The following is a 16,968-nucleotide window of genomic DNA, read 5'->3' on the forward strand; positions in this document are numbered from 1 at the left end:
ATAGTATCATTATTTGAGATTGTAACATATGAAAAAATTTTTTCTTTTTAAATATTTTCCTCAGAAATCTCTTGGTCAACATTTTTTACATGACAAAAAAATAGTAAAAAAAATTGTTGATTTTATCCATCCGAACTATAATGATTTTTTAGTAGAAATTGGTCCTGGTTTAGCTGCATTAACTGATCCGATATGCGCTCTTGTAAAACATTTAAGTGTTATAGAAATAGATATGAAATTATTATTATTATTAAAAAAATTTAATTTTTATAAGAAATTATTCATATATAAATCAAATGTTTTAAATTTTAATTTTAAAAATTTATTTATTAAACACAATAAGTTATTAAGAATATTTGGAAACATACCATACAATATTTCAGTGCCTTTAATATTAAAATTATTGTATTGTTCAGAATTCATATATGATATAAATTTTATGGTTCAAAAAGAAGTAGCAAATCGTTTAACTGCAGAACCTGGAGATAAATCCTATGGAAGATTAAGTATTATTACACAATGTTACTATGATATTAGTATTGGTTTTAATATTTTACCAGAATCTTTTTTTCCGATCCCTAAAGTAGATTCCAGCTTTATTAGAATGGTTCCCAAAATAATTCCACTGTACCCGTTAAATAAAATTAGTAATTTAGAAAAGATAACATTTTTGGCTTTTAAAACACGAAGAAAAATATTAAAAAATAATTTTTCCAAGATATTACATAAAGATGATTTTTTAAAATTAAACATTAATTCTCATTTGCGTGCAGAGAATTTATCGATAAAAGAGTATTGTAATCTTTCTGATTATCTCTTAAATCATTCAGTGAAATAAACTTATATTATGATTTATTATGGATATTAAATATATTTAATGTAATGATTTTTTAAATTGATAGTAAAAATTTTAATTATTAAAATATTTTATAATATTATATAAAAGATTATTATAATTAATAGATAATATGTTAATATGAATTAATCATTATAGTATTTCAATAGTTTATTTTTATATTTATAAATTATTATTACTTTTTTAAGTTTTTAGTATTATTTTATTGATTTATTTTAAGTATATCTTATTTTTAATTTGAAATATAAATAAATTAATATTTAATATTATGATTTTATGATGTTTAATTTTTATTTAATTTATAGAAATTAATTTTTAATAACAATTTTTTATTTTTATTATAATCATATAATGTCAATATTTTCATATATTAAATTGTATAAGTTTTAATTATACATTTTATAATTTTTATGTGATTTATTATTTATTAAAGAATATTAATATAATAATTTTTATAAAAAAAAGATGTATTTTATGATTTATTATTTAATAATAATTAAGAATTGATTTTACCATTATATTTCATTATATATTTTAAATATACGTTTATTTTTGTTTTTTATGAATATCTTGTAAACGTGTAACTGTTTTATATGGATCTATTTTTAATGACATAATAGTAGCAAATGCAGCATTAATTGTTGTATCATAGTAAATGTGATTTTCCAATTATAAAAATCTGATACAATAATTTTTCTTGTTATATTTATTTTTTTTTTTGATGTTGTATCTATAATGCATGAATATTCATTTTTTTTATATTATCTTTAATTTTTGGTAATTCCTGATTTATATACACTAGTCTTGATGATATTCCCAATTTTTTAGGAATTTATGTATTTTTTCGTTGTATCAATTTTATATCCTATTTGTTTTAATATAATGGATAAATTAACAATTTTTTGTCTTTTATATCAATAAATAATAATACTCGATCTATTTTTCTAATGTTTATTTGCGAACTAAAAATTTTTTTGAAAAAGTTGAATAAAATGTTTTTCCAATACCCATTACTTCTCCTGTTGAACGCATTTCTGGACCTAATATTGGATCAATACCTAAAAATTTATTAAATGGTAATATAGATTCTTTTACAAAGAAGTGTGATAATTTTATTTTTATATCATGAAATTTTTGTTGTTTTAAAGATTTTCCAATCATTACTTTAGCTGCAATTTTTGCTAATGGTATACTAGTGATTTTTGATATAAAAGGTATTGTTCGTGATGCTCTAGGGTTTATTTCAATAATGTATATATTTTGGTTTTGAATTGCAATTTGAACATTCATTAAACCCTTTATGCATAAAGTTAGTGCTAATTTTATAGTTTGATTCTTGATATTTTCTTTAATTTTATTATTTATTGTATATGTAGGTAATGTACAAGATGAATTACCAGATTGAATTCCTGCTGGTTCTATATGTTCCATAATCCCACCAATTAAAACATGTTTCATATTACAAACAAGATCTACATCAATTTCTATTGAATTTTCTAAATATTTGTCGATTAATATTGGGTTATTTATAGATGGTATGCATGTATTATGAAAATATTCATTTAAATCATTTTCATAATATATAATTTTCATACTTTGTCCATCTGAAACATATGATGGTCTTACCATAATCGGATACTGAATGATTTTTGATTTTTCCAATTCATCTTTTGTTGTTGTAATGGAAGTACTATCAGGTTTTTTAAGTTTTAATAATGATACAATTTTTTGAAATTGATTTCGATCTTCAGTAATGTCAATAGTTTTTGAATTTGTTCCTATTATGGGTATATTAAATTTTTTTAATTTTTTATCTAATTTTAGAGGGGGTTTGTCCACCAAATTGAATTATTATTCTTTTAGGTTTTTCAATTCTCACAATTTCTAGTATATTTTCCAAAGTTATGGGTTCAAAATATAAACGATCAGATACATTATAATTCGTAGATACAGTTTCAGGATTACAGTTTATCATGATGGTTTTATATCCTTCACTTCTTAAGGATTGTACAGTATGTACGCAACAATAATCAAATTCTATTCCTTGTCCAATTCGATTTGGACAACTTCTTAAAATTATAATTTTTTTATTTGAGTTATCTATTGGATTGGATTCGCATTATTTTTACCAAGTGGAATACATATATAGTGTTTCAGTATGAAATTCTGTTGAACAAGTATCAATTTTTTTATAAACAGGATGTAAGTTTAAATTATAACGAATGGAATGTATATTATCTTCAGATTCATGCATTAAAATTGCAATTTTTTTATTAGAAAATCTTTTTTTAATTTCTTTAAAAAATTCATTATCAATATTATATATTGATGTAGACTGAATTTTTTCAATTGTTATTATATCTTGTATTTGTGATAGATACCATTTATCAATCGATGTTAATTTATGAATTTGAGATATGGATAATCCAATTCGTATTACGTCTGCAGTATACCATAATCTTTCTGATCCAGGGTATTTTAATTCATATTTTATTTTTTCTAGATTTTTCATATCATTTTTATTAATTTTTGAATCAAATCCACCGGATTCTATTTCTAATCCTTGTATTGTTTTTTGTATTGATTCTTGAAATTTTCTTTCAATAGCCATAACTTTTCCAAAAAATTTCATTTGATTTGTTAATTTATTATTACAGCCAGGAAATTTATCAAAATTAAATCTTGGTATTTTAGTAACAACATAATCTAGTGTTAATTCAAAAGAATCAGGAATATTAGAATTTGTAATATCATTTTTAGTTCTTCTAAAGAATATCCAATAGTTAATTTTGCAGCAATTTTTTCAATAGGAAATCCAGTTGCTTTAGATGCTAAAGCTGATGATCTAGAAACTCGTGGATTAATTTCAACTACAATCATATTATCATTTTTTGGATGTAAAGCAAATTGTGCATTTGCCTCTCTTGTTTCTACTCCTATTTCTTCTAGGATTTTAATGGATTCATTTCTCATTCTTTGATATTCTTTATCAGTTAAAGTTTGTGCAGAAGCTACTGTAATTGAATCTCCTGTATGTATTCCCATAGGATCAATATTTTCAATACTACATATTATGATGCAATTATTTTGATAATTTCTTATTACTTCCATTTCGTATTCTTTCCAATCTAAAAGAGATTCATCTATTAATATTTCTTTTGTTGGTGATAGTTTAAAACCTGAACTACATATTTTTTTGAATTCATCATCATTGTATGCAATACCACCACCAGATCCACCTATTGTGAATGATGGTCTAATAATGCATGGAAAACCAATATTTTCTAATATTATCACTGCTTCTTTCATATTATGTGCAATATTACATTGAGAAGCTTTTAAACCTATATTTTTCATAGATTTTTTTAATAATTCTCGATTTTCTGATTTTTTAATAGATTTTATGTTTGAACCTATTATTTGAATTTTGTATTTTGAAAGTACATTTTTTTCATATAATTTTAGTATACAATTTAAAGCAATTTGTACACCCATAGTAGGTAATATTGCATCTAGTCTTTATTTTTCTATGATTGCTTCTAGATTTTTCCAGTGAATAGGTTCAATGTAAGTAGAGTGAGCGATATCAGGATCTGTCATGATTGTTGCAGGATTGGAGTTGATTAAGATAATTCTATATCCTTCTTCTTTTAATGCTGAACATGACTGAGTTCCATAGTAATCAAATTCACAAGATTGACCAATTATTATGAGTCCTGCTACAATGGTTAAAATCGATTCAATATCAGTACGTTTTGGCATATTAACTTCTATTTAAACTTCTTTTATAATTTTCTATTTTTTTTATAAATTTATGAAAAAAATTTTTTCATCTTGAGGTCCAGGACTAGCTTCCGGATGTCTTTGAAAACCAAAAAAATTGGTATTTGTAATTTTAATATCTTGGATTGTATCATCAAATAAAGATTGTTGTGTAATTTGAATGTTGTATGGTAAATTTTTTTATCAATAGTAAAATTGTGATTTTGTGTGGTAATCATAACCTTTTTTGTTTTAAGGTTTTTACAGGATGATTACTTCCATGATTTCCAAATTTCATTTTTATAATTTTTACATTATTTGATAAAGCTAATATTTGATGACCTAAACAAATTCCAAATATTGGTACTTTTTTCTTAATAATTTTTTAACATTTTTTAATTGTTTAGTATATGATCTAGGTTCTTCAGGACCATTGGATAATAAAATACCACCTAGATTTAATGATAATATTTTTTTATATTCAGTATGTAATAGAACAATAGTTAAGTAACATCCGTAATTCACTAATATTCTTAATATATTTTCTTTAACACCAAAATCATAAATTACAACATGAAATATTGGTTTTTTATTTTTAAAGTTTTATGATTTATATTTTCATTATCAATGTTTCAATTATAAGTTTTATTTTTTTTATTTTTTATGTCATTATTTTTATGGTTCATTTTTTTATATTTTCAAATGTATTATCAATAATGATTGTAGAAATACTTGATATGAATTCGTATTAATTACCTTTTATTCTCAAGGTATGTGTAAGTTTCCTTGTATCAATATTTGCAATTCCAACAATATTATTATCTTTTAAATACTGTTCGAAACTAGTTGTATTTTTATAATTACTATATATTAATGATAAGTTTTTTATAATGATACCTTGAATTTTGATACTACGAGATTCGTTATCGTGGTTATTGATTCCTGTATTACCAATATTTGGATATGTGAATGTAATAATTTGATTTTTATATGAAGTATCAGTTATTATCTTTTGGTAATCGGTCATAGAAGTATTAAATACTACTTCACTAAAAGTAGTTCCATGCAATCCAATTGCTGTTTCTTTAAAGAAACTTCCATCTTCTAAAGTTAAACATGCATCTTCTTTCAATTTTTTCTCCGATTTTTTAACTAATTTTTACATTTTATTTTTAATAATTTTACATATTGAACTTTTTTATTTTTATGATTCATCATTGTTTTTATGATCTAATTCAATATCGTTTATAACGTCCATCATATTGAATAATCCTGATTTTTTTTTTATTAACCAGATTGCAGATTTTATTGCTCCAATTGAAAATGTATCTCTATTATATGCTTGATGAGAAATTGTGATTTTTTCTCCAGAGTTAATGAACATGATTTTATGATTTCCAACAATATTACCTCCACGTATTATGGAAAATCCAATTTTTTTTTTTTGACGAGCTTGATTTAATTGGTTTTTTCTGTACTCTTGACAAGAATTAAAATCCCATTTCTTATTTTTAGCAATAATTTTTCCTAATGTTAATGCTGTTCCTGATGGTGAATCTAGTTTTTTATTATGATGCTCTTCTAAAATTTCAATATCATATGAATCATCAAAAAGTTGCGCAGAAGATTTTAATATCTGAGCAATGATATTAATTCCCATACTAAAATTAGAAGAAAGTATAATTCCAATATCATTAGAATATTTTTTAATTTGATATAATTCTTTTTTTTTGAAACCTGTGGTTCCAATAACAATATTTTTATTATTTTTATGGCAAATTTTTAGATATCTTAAAGATGATTGTGGTGTACTGAAATCTATTAGTACATCAAATTGATTCATATGTTTTTCTATTTCATTTGATATAATTATGTTATTATTGTTGATAATTTTTTGATCTGTATTGTTAATTATTAAAAGTTTTAATACTATGTTATTAAACTTTTTAATATTTTTTATTAAATGTGATCCCATGCGTCCATAGGCTCCAGTAATTGCAATGCGTATTATTTTTTTTTTCATAATGTTATAATTTTTTATATAATTGATGTTGTTTTAAATTACTAATACATAATAATTTTAATATTATTAATTCTTGTTATATAGGTAATATTTAATTTTAAATTTATACTTAATTATATATTATCATGATTGATCCAATAATAATGCTGATATCTGCAATATTAAAAATAATAATATGATGCATATTGATTTGAATATCTATAAAATCAATTATGAATCCACAGTATATTTTATTAATAATATTACTTAATGCACCACTTAATATTAAAGTATAACTCAGATTTTTTTTTTTTATATTCTTTTGAAAAAGAATAGTAATTATAATGAAACTTATAATAATTAATGATAATTTTTCTATTTTTGTGCTATTACTAAAAATATTAAATATTATTCCATAATTTTTTAAATAAAAAAAATTTATTATAAAAAATATTTTTTTATATGAATATAAAGTATAGTATTTTGAAACTAGAAATTTACTTAAAAAATCTATCGCACATACTGTAAATATTATGTACAATTTTTTATACAAAATAACGTTTTTCTCCATTTTTATGAACGTTAGTGTTGCATCGATTGCAAATGTTGTGATCTATATTTTTGATTTTGACTTTATTAAAAATATTCCAACATCTTGGACATTTTACACCTATAAAGTTTGTTATTAATATTTTTAAACCATTGATTGAATCATCATTATTAATATTTTTTGGGGCAAGAAAATATTCTTTTACGCATGCCGAAGATACCATTAAAAAAAATTTTAATTCATTTTTTAAAATAATAATGATATCATATAATTCTTTTTTTGCATAAAGTATAATTTTTGTTTTTGTTTTATTTTCTATTTTTTGTTTTTTTATTTTATTTTCAATAATTTTATTGGTGATATTTTTTATTTTAAATAGTATTTTCCAATGCTCATAGTTGAGGATTTCTATTTCAGGAAGTTTATTTAATTTATTAAACCATTTTTTTGTAAAAATGCATTCATTATTTGAATTAGGAATATGATTCCATATTTCATGGGTTGTAAATGGTAAAATAGGTGTTATCCAACTAATTAAAGAATGTAATATGTAATGCATTGCTGTTTGACAGCTTCTTCTTTCTAAACTATTTTTTTGTGTTGTATATTGTCTATCTTTAATAATATCAAAATAGTATGATCCTAAATCTATGGAACAGAATTTAATGAGTATTTTTACAATTTCGTAAAATTTATAATTTTTATATAATTCTATAATTTTTTTTTGTATTTTTTTTGTTCGATGTAGAATCCATTTATCTAAAATAATCATTTTAGAAAAATTTATCATATTATCCTGTAGATTAAAATCAGAAATATTACTTAATAAAAATCTTATTGTGTTTCTAATTCTTCGATATTGTTCAGATGTTTGTTTAAAAGTATCTTCCAATATAGTAATGTCATTAGTATAATTTGTAGATGCCACCCATAATCTTAATACATCTGCTCCAAATTTATTGATGATTGAATCAGGTGTAATAACATTACCAATTGATTTTGACATCTTTTTTCCAGAATTATCAATAATGAAACCGTGTGTTAAAATAGTGTGAGATGGAACAGGTTTATTAATAGCTTCAGAAATTATTAATGATGACATGAACCAACCTCGGTATTGATCACAACCTTCTAAATACATATTAGAAGTATTTTTTAATTCATTTGTATTATATAATTTTAAATGATGTATGCATCCTGATTCAAACCAAACATCTAAGATATCTCTTGATTGATGATATTTTTTATAATCATCTCCTAGTATTTCTTTTTTATTGATCTTCCACCATATTTCTGATCCATGATCTTCTACTAATTTAGAAATTTTTTTTATTATTTGTATTGTTTTTGGGTGTATTTTCCCAGTTTTTTTATGTGTAAAAATAGTTATTGGTACACCCCATGTTCTTTGTCTAGAAATACACCAATCTGGTCTATTTTTAATCATATTATACATATAATTATAACTACATTCTGGAATCCATTTAATTTTCTTAATTGTTTCTATTGCTTTATTTTTTAATTGTGAATTATTTATTTTTATGAACCATTGTTTTGTTGTTCTATAAAATATTGGTGTTTTATGTCTCCAACAATGTGGATAAGAATGTTCAATTATGTTTTTATGTAATAGCTTTTTATTATTTTTTAAAATTTGAATGATAATCTCATTACTATTAAAAATTGTATTATTTTTTAATTCATGACATATATTTTCATTATAATATCCTTTTTCGTTAATAATATTAGTTAATGGAATATTATATTTCTTACTAACGATATAGTCGTCTTCTCCGTGATCTGGGGCAATATGAACAATACCTGTTCCTGTATCTAATTTAACGTGTTCAGATAGTATAATTGGGATATTGAATATTAAAAATGGATGCATACATTTTATATTTTCTAAATTTTTTCCATAAAATGTTTGAATTATTTTCCAGTTTTGAATGTTAATTTTATTCATGACACTTTTTACTGTATCTTTTGCTAAAATAATATGGTATTTTTCTAATTGAATCAATTGATATTTTAATTCTGGATGTACTGCAATTGCTCGATTTGCTGGAAGACTCCATGGAGTTGTTGTCCAGATAATTATGTATATTGGATTTTTATTAGGTAATTTAAACATTCTATTAATAATTTGATGATTTAAAATTTTGAACATGACTATTATTGATTCTGTTTTTTGATTATAGTATTCTACTTCAGCTTCTGCTAAAGCTGATTGGCATTTTGTACACCAATGTACTGGTTTTAATCCTTGATATAAATATTTATTTTCAATAATTTTTCCTAGTATACGAATAACATTAGCTTCTAGTTTTGGATTCATAGTTAATTGTGAATTTTCCCAGTCTCCGAAAACTCCTAATCTAATAAAGTCAGATTTTTGTTGTTTAAATTGAGTATTAACGTATTTACGACATAAACTTCGAAATTTATCTTTTTTAATATTTTTTTCAATTGTTACAAATTGTTTTTCAATTTGATTCTCAATAGGTAATCCATGACAGTCCCAAAAAGGTACATATGGTGTATTTTTTCCAGATAATGTTTGTGATTTTATTATGATGTCTTTTAATATTTTATTAACTGCATGACCAATGTGAATTTTTCCATTTGCGTATGGAGGTCCATCATGCAATAAAAATTTTTCTTTTTTTTTTTTTTTATTTTGTATGATTTGATAAATATTATCCGTATTCCATATTTTTAAAATATCATTTTCTTTTTTGAATAAATTGGCTTTCATGGGAAATTTAGTTTTTGGTAAATTTAAGGTTTTTTTATATGACATTATATAATTCTCATTTTAATTTATTATAAAATCTAGTTTTTAAAGATGATTTAAATATTTTATTGATTTTTGTTATCTTTTTTATTAAGAAAATTTTATGTACGAACAATACTGTTAATGGAAATATGTGTTAAAATTATTGTAGTAATTAAAATAATTTTATATAATATTAATATTCTTTTAAAGAAATTGTGGATGTATATTATGTCTAATATTAAATCATCAAAAAAACATGCAATTAAGTCACAAAAATTAAGAATGATTAATGCTAGTAGAAAAACTATGATACGAACATTAATTAAAAAAGTAAATTCTGCAATTTTTATTAAAGACAAAGTTTTATCGCAACAACTTTGGGTTCAATTACAATCAATTTTAGACAAATTTTCTAGAAAAGGTTTAATACATAAAAATAAAGCAGCACGATATAAATCTAAATTTTATTTTAAAATTAAAAGTTTACCCGAATCGTATTAAAATGATAAAATTTAATACATTATATCTAGTACTGCTTCATATTTTTTATAATATTTTCATGAAGCAATACTTTTAAATTATTTTGTTAAATCATCAAAAAATTTTTTTACTCCATCAAAAAATTTTTTTGATTTCGGGTTGTTTTTTTCTATATTATTTTCATTCAAACTACTTTCTAGTAATCTTAATAATTGTTTTTGTTGGTTGTTTAAATTTACTGGTGTTTCTATAATGACTCGACATAATAAATCTCCAACTTTGTGAGTACGAATTGAATTTACACCTCTTCCTTTAATACGAAAGGTTTTTCCTGATTGTGTTTCAGATGGTATTGTAATTTTAATTTTACCGTCTATGGTTGGTACTTCTATATTACCACCTAATGCTGCCATACAAAAATTAATTGGGATTTCACAGTATAAATCGTTGATTTTTCTTGTAAATATTGGATGATTATTTACAATTATTTTTATATATAAATCTCCTGATGGAGCACCATTTTTTCCAGCTTCTCCTTCATTATTTAATTTAATTTTATCATTATTATCAACTCCAGGTGGAATTTTTACTATGATTTTTTTTGTTTTTTGTATCCGACCACTACCTTTACAATAAAAACATGGATTTGAAATTATTTCACCTGATCCTTGACAATTAGAGCATGTTTGTTGTACTGAAAAAAATCCTTGTCTAATATGTATTTGACCATGACCATGACATTTATAACATTTTTTAGGTTTTTCTCCAAAATTAGATCCACTTCCTTTACATGAATTACATGATTGTAATGTAGGGATTGATATTTCTTTTCTAATTCCTTTTACTGCAGATTCGAGGTTTAATTCTAGATTATATTGTAAATCTGATCCTCTTTGTGCTTGAGATTGTTTTTTATTACCAAATATGTCACCGAAAACATCTCCAAAAATATCACCGAAATCTGAGTTATGAGAAAAACTTTGATCAAAAGATGATTGGTTTGAAAAACCGCCTTGATCAAAGGCAGAATGACCGTGTTGATCGTATATGGATCTTTTTTTTGGATCAATTAAAATTTCATAAGCTTCTTTTATTTCTTTGAATTTTTTTTCAGATTGTTTGTTTCCTTGATTACGATCAGGATGATATTTCATAGCAAGTTTTTTATAAGCTTTTTTTATCTCACGATCATTGGATGATTTTGAAATACCTAACATTTCATAATAATCTTTTTTTGTCATTCTATTTTCCTGAATAGTTCTGTATTTTGATAACGGACGTAATTTTTTAGGTATACGTCCGTATTATTAATCGTTTAGGATACTTTAATTGTAATTTTTATTTTTTATTTTTTTGATCTTTTACTTCTTCATATTCTGCATCAACGACATTTTCATCTTTTTTGTTTGTATCATTTTTTTGTGTTTGTGTATCTTTAATATTTTGTTTTTGTTTCATTTCCATTAATTTACCTGATATTTTTATTAGTTCTTGTATTTTATTTTCTATGTTTAGTTTATTATCTTCTTTAAGAGTATCGTTTAGTTCATTAATTTTTTTATTAATTTCTTGATATTCTTCATCTTTTAATTGATTTTTTACATCTTTTAGTTGTTTTTTTGTACTATGTACAATTTGATCACCTTGATTTTTAATTTTAATTAGTTCTTCAAATTGTTTATCTGCTTCAGAATTAATTTCTGCATCTGATATCATTTTTTTTATTTCATTTTCATTTAGTCCAGATGATGCTTGAATTGTAATTTTTTGTTCTTTTCCTGTTTTTTTATCTTTTGCTGAAACGTGTAATATACCGTCTGCATCAATATCAAATGTTACTTCAATTTGAGGCATTCCTCGTGGTGCTGGTTGTATTCCATCTAGATTGAATTGACCTAAAGATTTATTATCAGTTGATCTTTTTCTTTCACCTTGTAAAATATGTATGGTAACTGCAGATTGATTATCTTCTGCTGTAGAAAATACTTGACTATGTTTAGTAGGGATAGTAGTGTTTTTTGTGATTAAAGGTGTCATAATACCACCCATAGTCTCTATTCCTAATGATAAAGGTGTTACATCTAATAATAATACATCTTTTACATCTCCAGATAATACCCCTCCTTGTACTGCTGCTCCTATTGCTACAGCCTCATCAGGATTCACATCTTTTCTTGGTTTTTTATTAAAAAATTTTTCTACTGTTTCTTGTACAAGAGGCATTCTTGTTTGACCACCAACGAGTATGATGTCGTGAATATCTTGTACAGATAAATTTGCATCTTTTAAAGCTATTTTTAATGGTTCAATAGATTTTTGAATTAAATCTGATACTAGTGCTTCTAATTTAGATCTTGTTATTTTAATATTTAAATGCTTTGGTCCATTAGAATCAGCAGTAATATATGGTAAGTTTACATCACTTTGTTGAGTAGAAGATAATTCAATTTTTGTTTTTTCAGCTGCTTCTTTTAATCTTTGCATAGCAAGTGCATCATTTCTTAAGTCCATACCTTGTTCTTTTTTAAATTCTTCAACTAAATGATTAATTAATCTACTATCAAAATCTTCTCCTCCAAGATGTGTATCCCCATTTGTAGCAAGTACTTCAAATGTTTTTTCTTGATCAACATTGTCGATTTCAATTATTGAAATATCAAATGTTCCTCCCCCTAAATCATATACAGCAACGATTTTATTTCCAGGACTTTTATCTAATCCATACGCTAAAGCTGCAGCTGTTGGTTCATTAATGATACGTTTTACTTCTAAACCTGCGATTTTTCCTGCATCTTTTGTAGCTTGTCTTTGTGCATCATTAAAGTAAGCTGGTACGGTAATTACTGCTTCTGTTACTTTTTCACCTAAATAATTTTCTGCAGTTTTTTTCATTTTTTTTAGAATTTCAGCAGAAATTTGAGGTGGTGCAATTTTTTTTCCTTTTACATTAATCCAAGCGTCACCATTTTTTGTATTGATAATTTCATAGGGCATAATTGAAATATCATTTTGTACTTCTTGGTCTTTAAACTTTCTACCCATTAATCTTTTAATGGCAAATAATGTATTTTTTGGATTTGTAATTGCTTGTCTTTTTGCTGGTTGCCCTACTAAAATTTCTCCATCTTTAGTGTATGCTATGATGGATGGAGTGGTACGATCACCTTCGGTATTTTCTAATACTTTTGGTGTTTTTCCATCGATAATTGCAATACAAGAATTAGTAGTTCCTAAATCTATTCCAATAATTTTTCCCATTTTTTATTTTCCTTAGTTCGTTTTTATTTTAAAATAATTGAATATTAGTATTGTAGAATCTTTTATTTATAAATTTTTTATTTTTAAATTCTTGTTATAAGAACAAGATAAGGTATTGATATGTTTCATCAAGTCTTTTATTCAAAATATTTATATTTTTTTTATTTGTGATTGATTTTTTATGGTTGATTCTTAGAATAATAACATATTACACGTGTGTTATACATAGAAGTATTATAGATTATTTTAGATACTGTATTTTATTTTATAAGTTTTATTATGAATTATAAAAATCTTTTTTTAGATAAGGATATAAAATTTGAATTTACAAATCTTGGGTTTCATATGTTTTATTTTATTTTCTTTTATTATATGTGGAATTATGTTACTTGGTGGATGGTTATTAGGTCAACGAACGGTTTCTAGAAGTAAACATATTCCTTTTGAATCAGGAATTATTGCGTGTGGTAATACGGAATTACGACTTTCAATAAAGTTTTATTTAATAGCAGTATTTTTTTTAATATTTGATATAGAAGCAATATATTTATATTCTTGGTCTGTAAATATTAAACGCATTGGATGGATTGGTTTTTACGAAGTGTCTTTTTTTATATTTTTTCTATTGTTATCTTTATTGTATTTTGTAAAAGAGAGGATTTTCCAATGGGTTCCTAAAAAATCGATTAATATTCATTAAAATAATATTTTTAATTAAATTTTTATATCATTTTGGAAAAAATATGAAATATACTTTAACAAGAATTAATACTGATTCTATTAATCGTTATCCTCAGCATTCCAAAAAAAAAGTTGAAGATCCATTAAAAGTTACGATAAAAAATAATGTTTTTACAAGTAAATTAACTTCATTATTGCATAAATTAGTTAATTGGAGTCGAAAGAATTCTTTATGGCCGTATAATTTTGGATTGTCTTGTTGTTATGTAGAAATGGTAACTTCTTTTACTGCTGTACATGATATTGCTCGTTTTGGTTCAGAAGTATTACGAGCATCTCCAAGACAATCTGACGTTATGGTAATTTCCGGTACGCCATTTATTAAAATGGTTCCTGTGATACAACGATTATATGATCAAATGTTAGAACCAAAATGGGTAATTTCTATGGGTTCATGTGCAAATTCTGGCGGTATGTATGATATTTATTCTGTTGTACAAGGGGTAGATAAATTTTTACCTGTAGATGTTTATATTCCTGGTTGTCCCCCTCGACCTGAAGCATACATACAAGGTTTAATGTTATTACAAGAAGCAATTAGTCAAGAACGTCGACCATTATCATGGATAGTAGGTGAACAGGGTGTTTATCGAGCAAATATGAAGTCACAAAAAGATAAAAAAAGAAGTTTAAATGAACAAGTTTATGATTTACGTAATCCGGATCAGGTATAGTGTAGATAAAAATTCTTATTGTATAGTTTATATTTTATGTACATAAAATTTTTATTACTGATATCATTTTTGTAAAATATTTTGAGTAGATTAATTATGAATATTGTATTTCAAAAGTTATTTTTTCAGTTTAAAAACATAAATTTTACTATTCAGAAGACATGCATGGGATTACCAGTACTTTGGGTAAATAAAAATATTGTATTAGAAGTGATGCTTTTTTTAAAAGTATCACCACAAAAATATAATATGTTATTTGATTTACATGGAGTTGATGAACGCTTTAGAAAATATCGAAAAGATTTACCTATTTCAGATTTTTCAGTATTTTATCATTTATTTTCTGTTTATGATAATTTAGATATTTTACTTAAAGTTCCATTATTAGAAAATGATTTACATGTCCCGACAGCAACTAAAATTTTTCCAAATGCAAATTGGTACGAAAGAGAAACATGGGAGATGTTTGGTATTATTTTTGATCATCATCCAAATTTAACACGAATCATTATGCCAAAAAATTGGGTGGGTTATCCTTTGAGAAAAGATTATCCTGCTCGTGCTACAGAATTGAAACCTTTTTTTTTAAATCCAAATCTTGAATCTCAATCCATGAAGGATTTACAATTTAATCCTAAAGATTGGGGGATGTTAAAAAAAAATAATAATACAGATTTTATGTTTTTAAATCTTGGACCAAATCACCCTTCAGCTCATGGGGCATTTCGTATAATTTTGCAATTAGATGGAGAGGAAATTATAGATTGTGTACCAGATATTGGTTATCATCATCGAGGTGCTGAAAAAATGGCTGAACGTCAATCATGGCATAGTTATATTCCATATACTGATCGTATTGAATATCTTGGAGGTTGTGTAAATGAAATGCCTTATGTGTTAGCGGTAGAAAAATTAGCAAATATTATTGTTCCGGATCGAGTTAAAGTAATACGAATCATGTTATCTGAATTATTTAGAATTAATAGTCATTTATTATATGTTTCGACATTTATTCAAGATGTTGGTGCAATGACTCCTGTATTTTTAGCGTTTACGGATCGTCAAAAAATATACGATATTATTGAATCTATTACTGGTGCTCGTATGCATCCAGCATGGTTTAGAATTGGTGGTGTTGCTCATGATTTACCAAATGGTTGGAATAAATTATTATCAGAATTTTTAGATTGGATGCCAAAGCGTTTAGATTCATATGTTCAAGCAGCATTTAAAAATAGTATTTTGATAAATCGATCTCAAGGTGTTGCTTGTTATACTCAAGAAGATGCATTAAATTGGGGGGTGACTGGTGCTGGTTTAAGAGCTACAGGAATTGATTTTGATGTAAGAAAAAAAAGACCGTATTCTGGATATGAATATTTTGATTTTTCAGTTCCTATTGGTGATGGTGTCAGTGATTGTTATACTCGTGTCAGATTAAAAATTGAAGAGATTAAGCAAAGTTTAATTATTTTAAAACAATGTTTACATAATATGCCAACAGGTCCATTTAAAGCAGATCATCCTTTAACAACTCCTCCTTTTAAAGAATCAACACTGCATAACATTGAAACTTTAATTACTCACTTTCTTCAGGTTTCATGGGGTACTGTAATGCCTATTAATGAGAGTTTTCAAATGATTGAAGCTACAAAGGGTATTAATAGTTATTACTTAATTAGCGATGGTAATACTATGAGTTACCGTACTCGCATTCGTACTCCGAGTTTTCCTCATTTACAACAAATACCTCACGTAATTCGTGGTAGTTTGATATCAGATTTAATTGTTTATCTTGGTAGTATTGATTTTGTAATGTCTGATGTTGATCGATAAATGAATTTAATATTAATTTTTTAAAAGTAT

18 protein-coding genes and 1 pseudogene are annotated in these 16,968 nt (G+C 24.4%); 5 read left to right on the top strand and 14 right to left on the bottom strand.

What is annotated here, in order from left to right; translation table 11 throughout:
- The first annotated feature begins 28 nt into the window (after positions 1 to 28).
- On the top strand, positions 29 to 838 hold the full coding sequence (rsmA, locus tag AB4W46_RS00515) for a 16S rRNA (adenine(1518)-N(6)/adenine(1519)-N(6))-dimethyltransferase RsmA (RefSeq protein ID WP_367678597.1): 810 nt from the start codon (positions 29 to 31) through the stop codon (positions 836 to 838).
- 564 nt (positions 839 to 1,402) lie between these two features.
- Here the strand turns inward: rsmA and AB4W46_RS00520 are convergent.
- The 12 genes and pseudogenes from AB4W46_RS00520 to ileS form a co-directional block, all read right to left on the bottom strand.
- A complete protein-coding gene (locus AB4W46_RS00520) occupies positions 1,403 to 1,525 on the bottom strand; it encodes a hypothetical protein (RefSeq protein ID WP_367678598.1) in 123 nt (40 codons plus the stop codon).
- A 282-nt stretch (positions 1,526 to 1,807) separates the two neighbouring features.
- Positions 1,808 to 2,695, bottom strand: a complete 888-nt coding sequence (locus AB4W46_RS00525) for an ATP-grasp domain-containing protein (protein WP_367678599.1) — start codon at positions 2,693 to 2,695, stop codon at positions 1,808 to 1,810.
- Positions 2,667 to 2,831, bottom strand: a complete 165-nt coding sequence (locus AB4W46_RS00530; RefSeq protein ID WP_367678600.1) for a hypothetical protein — start codon at positions 2,829 to 2,831, stop codon at positions 2,667 to 2,669. Before AB4W46_RS00530 ends, AB4W46_RS00525 begins: the two co-directional genes overlap by 29 nt.
- A gap of 150 nt (positions 2,832 to 2,981) precedes the next feature.
- Positions 2,982 to 3,488, bottom strand: a complete 507-nt coding sequence (locus tag AB4W46_RS00535) for a hypothetical protein (RefSeq protein WP_367678601.1) — start codon at positions 3,486 to 3,488, stop codon at positions 2,982 to 2,984.
- Between the two features lie 80 nt (positions 3,489 to 3,568).
- Positions 3,569 to 4,351 (bottom strand): hypothetical protein, encoded by a 783-nt coding sequence (locus AB4W46_RS00540; protein WP_367678602.1) that lies wholly within the window; start codon positions 4,349 to 4,351, stop codon positions 3,569 to 3,571.
- 24 nt (positions 4,352 to 4,375) lie between these two features.
- Positions 4,376 to 4,618 carry a hypothetical protein gene (locus AB4W46_RS00545; protein ID WP_367678603.1) on the bottom strand — a complete coding sequence of 81 codons (243 nt, stop codon included), beginning with the start codon at positions 4,616 to 4,618 and terminating at the stop codon, positions 4,376 to 4,378.
- A 42-nt stretch (positions 4,619 to 4,660) separates the two neighbouring features.
- Positions 4,661 to 4,801 carry a glutamine amidotransferase-related protein gene (locus AB4W46_RS00550; protein WP_367678684.1) on the bottom strand — a complete coding sequence of 47 codons (141 nt, stop codon included), beginning with the start codon at positions 4,799 to 4,801 and terminating at the stop codon, positions 4,661 to 4,663.
- Between the two features lie 52 nt (positions 4,802 to 4,853).
- Positions 4,854 to 5,143 (bottom strand): annotated as a pseudogene (locus AB4W46_RS00555) (hypothetical protein).
- 223 nt (positions 5,144 to 5,366) lie between these two features.
- Positions 5,367 to 5,750 (bottom strand): carbamoyl-phosphate synthase domain-containing protein, encoded by a 384-nt coding sequence (locus tag AB4W46_RS00560; RefSeq protein WP_367678604.1) that lies wholly within the window; start codon positions 5,748 to 5,750, stop codon positions 5,367 to 5,369.
- Between the two features lie 72 nt (positions 5,751 to 5,822).
- Positions 5,823 to 6,641 (bottom strand): 4-hydroxy-tetrahydrodipicolinate reductase, encoded by an 819-nt coding sequence (gene dapB, locus AB4W46_RS00565; protein ID WP_367678605.1) that lies wholly within the window; start codon positions 6,639 to 6,641, stop codon positions 5,823 to 5,825.
- A 109-nt stretch (positions 6,642 to 6,750) separates the two neighbouring features.
- Positions 6,751 to 7,191, bottom strand: coding sequence for a signal peptidase II (locus tag AB4W46_RS00570; protein ID WP_367678606.1), 441 nt, complete (start codon positions 7,189 to 7,191; stop codon positions 6,751 to 6,753).
- Positions 7,166 to 9,976, bottom strand: a complete 2,811-nt coding sequence (gene ileS, locus AB4W46_RS00575; protein ID WP_367678685.1) for an isoleucine--tRNA ligase — start codon at positions 9,974 to 9,976, stop codon at positions 7,166 to 7,168. Before ileS ends, AB4W46_RS00570 begins: the two co-directional genes overlap by 26 nt.
- A gap of 201 nt (positions 9,977 to 10,177) precedes the next feature.
- Here ileS and rpsT point away from each other — a divergent pair, with 201 nt between their 5' ends.
- Positions 10,178 to 10,450 (top strand): 30S ribosomal protein S20, encoded by a 273-nt coding sequence (gene rpsT, locus AB4W46_RS00580; RefSeq protein ID WP_367678607.1) that lies wholly within the window; start codon positions 10,178 to 10,180, stop codon positions 10,448 to 10,450.
- A 77-nt stretch (positions 10,451 to 10,527) separates the two neighbouring features.
- Here the strand turns inward: rpsT and dnaJ are convergent, their stop codons facing one another.
- On the bottom strand, positions 10,528 to 11,670 hold the full coding sequence (dnaJ, locus tag AB4W46_RS00585) for a molecular chaperone DnaJ (protein WP_367678608.1): 1,143 nt from the start codon (positions 11,668 to 11,670) through the stop codon (positions 10,528 to 10,530).
- Between the two features lie 97 nt (positions 11,671 to 11,767).
- A complete protein-coding gene (gene dnaK / locus AB4W46_RS00590; protein WP_367678609.1) occupies positions 11,768 to 13,687 on the bottom strand; it encodes a molecular chaperone DnaK in 1,920 nt (639 codons plus the stop codon).
- A 319-nt stretch (positions 13,688 to 14,006) separates the two neighbouring features.
- On the opposite strand from dnaK, the gene ndhC reads away from it, so the two are divergent.
- The 3 genes from ndhC to nuoC all read left to right on the top strand — a co-directional run bounded on the left by ndhC (position 14,007) and on the right by nuoC (position 16,938).
- Positions 14,007 to 14,387: an NADH-quinone oxidoreductase subunit A gene (gene ndhC / locus AB4W46_RS00595; protein WP_367678610.1), complete on the top strand. Its 381-nt coding sequence runs from the start codon at positions 14,007 to 14,009 to the stop codon at positions 14,385 to 14,387.
- Between the two features lie 43 nt (positions 14,388 to 14,430).
- Positions 14,431 to 15,102 carry an NADH-quinone oxidoreductase subunit B gene (locus AB4W46_RS00600; RefSeq protein ID WP_367678611.1) on the top strand — a complete coding sequence of 224 codons (672 nt, stop codon included), beginning with the start codon at positions 14,431 to 14,433 and terminating at the stop codon, positions 15,100 to 15,102.
- 96 nt (positions 15,103 to 15,198) lie between these two features.
- Positions 15,199 to 16,938, top strand: a complete 1,740-nt coding sequence (gene nuoC, locus AB4W46_RS00605; RefSeq protein ID WP_367678612.1) for an NADH-quinone oxidoreductase subunit C/D — start codon at positions 15,199 to 15,201, stop codon at positions 16,936 to 16,938.
- The last annotated feature ends 30 nt before the right edge of the window (positions 16,939 to 16,968 follow it).

This window comes from Buchnera aphidicola (Panaphis juglandis), assembly GCF_964059065.1.
Classification (GTDB): Bacteria; Pseudomonadota; Gammaproteobacteria; order Enterobacterales; family Enterobacteriaceae; genus Buchnera_L; species Buchnera_L aphidicola_AM.

Excerpts from the sequence above, each read along its gene's own strand:
- rsmA (WP_367678597.1), top strand. The coding sequence starts at position 29 with ATGAAAAAATTTTTTCTTTTTAAATATTTTCCTCAGAAATCTCTTGGT.
- AB4W46_RS00530 (WP_367678600.1), bottom strand. The coding sequence starts at position 2,831 with ATGATAAACTGTAATCCTGAAACTGTATCTACGAATTATAATGTATCT.
- AB4W46_RS00535 (WP_367678601.1), bottom strand. The coding sequence starts at position 3,488 with ATGAAATTTTTTGGAAAAGTTATGGCTATTGAAAGAAAATTTCAAGAA.
- AB4W46_RS00540 (WP_367678602.1), bottom strand. The coding sequence starts at position 4,351 with ATGGGTGTACAAATTGCTTTAAATTGTATACTAAAATTATATGAAAAA.
- AB4W46_RS00545 (WP_367678603.1), bottom strand. The coding sequence starts at position 4,618 with ATGCCAAAACGTACTGATATTGAATCGATTTTAACCATTGTAGCAGGA.
- dapB (WP_367678605.1), bottom strand. The coding sequence starts at position 6,641 with ATGAAAAAAAAAATAATACGCATTGCAATTACTGGAGCCTATGGACGC.
- AB4W46_RS00570 (WP_367678606.1), bottom strand. The coding sequence starts at position 7,191 with ATGGAGAAAAACGTTATTTTGTATAAAAAATTGTACATAATATTTACA.
- rpsT (WP_367678607.1), top strand. The coding sequence starts at position 10,178 with ATGTCTAATATTAAATCATCAAAAAAACATGCAATTAAGTCACAAAAA.
- dnaJ (WP_367678608.1), bottom strand. The coding sequence starts at position 11,670 with ATGACAAAAAAAGATTATTATGAAATGTTAGGTATTTCAAAATCATCC.
- dnaK (WP_367678609.1), bottom strand. The coding sequence starts at position 13,687 with ATGGGAAAAATTATTGGAATAGATTTAGGAACTACTAATTCTTGTATT.
- AB4W46_RS00600 (WP_367678611.1), top strand. The coding sequence starts at position 14,431 with ATGAAATATACTTTAACAAGAATTAATACTGATTCTATTAATCGTTAT.
- nuoC (WP_367678612.1), top strand. The coding sequence starts at position 15,199 with ATGAATATTGTATTTCAAAAGTTATTTTTTCAGTTTAAAAACATAAAT.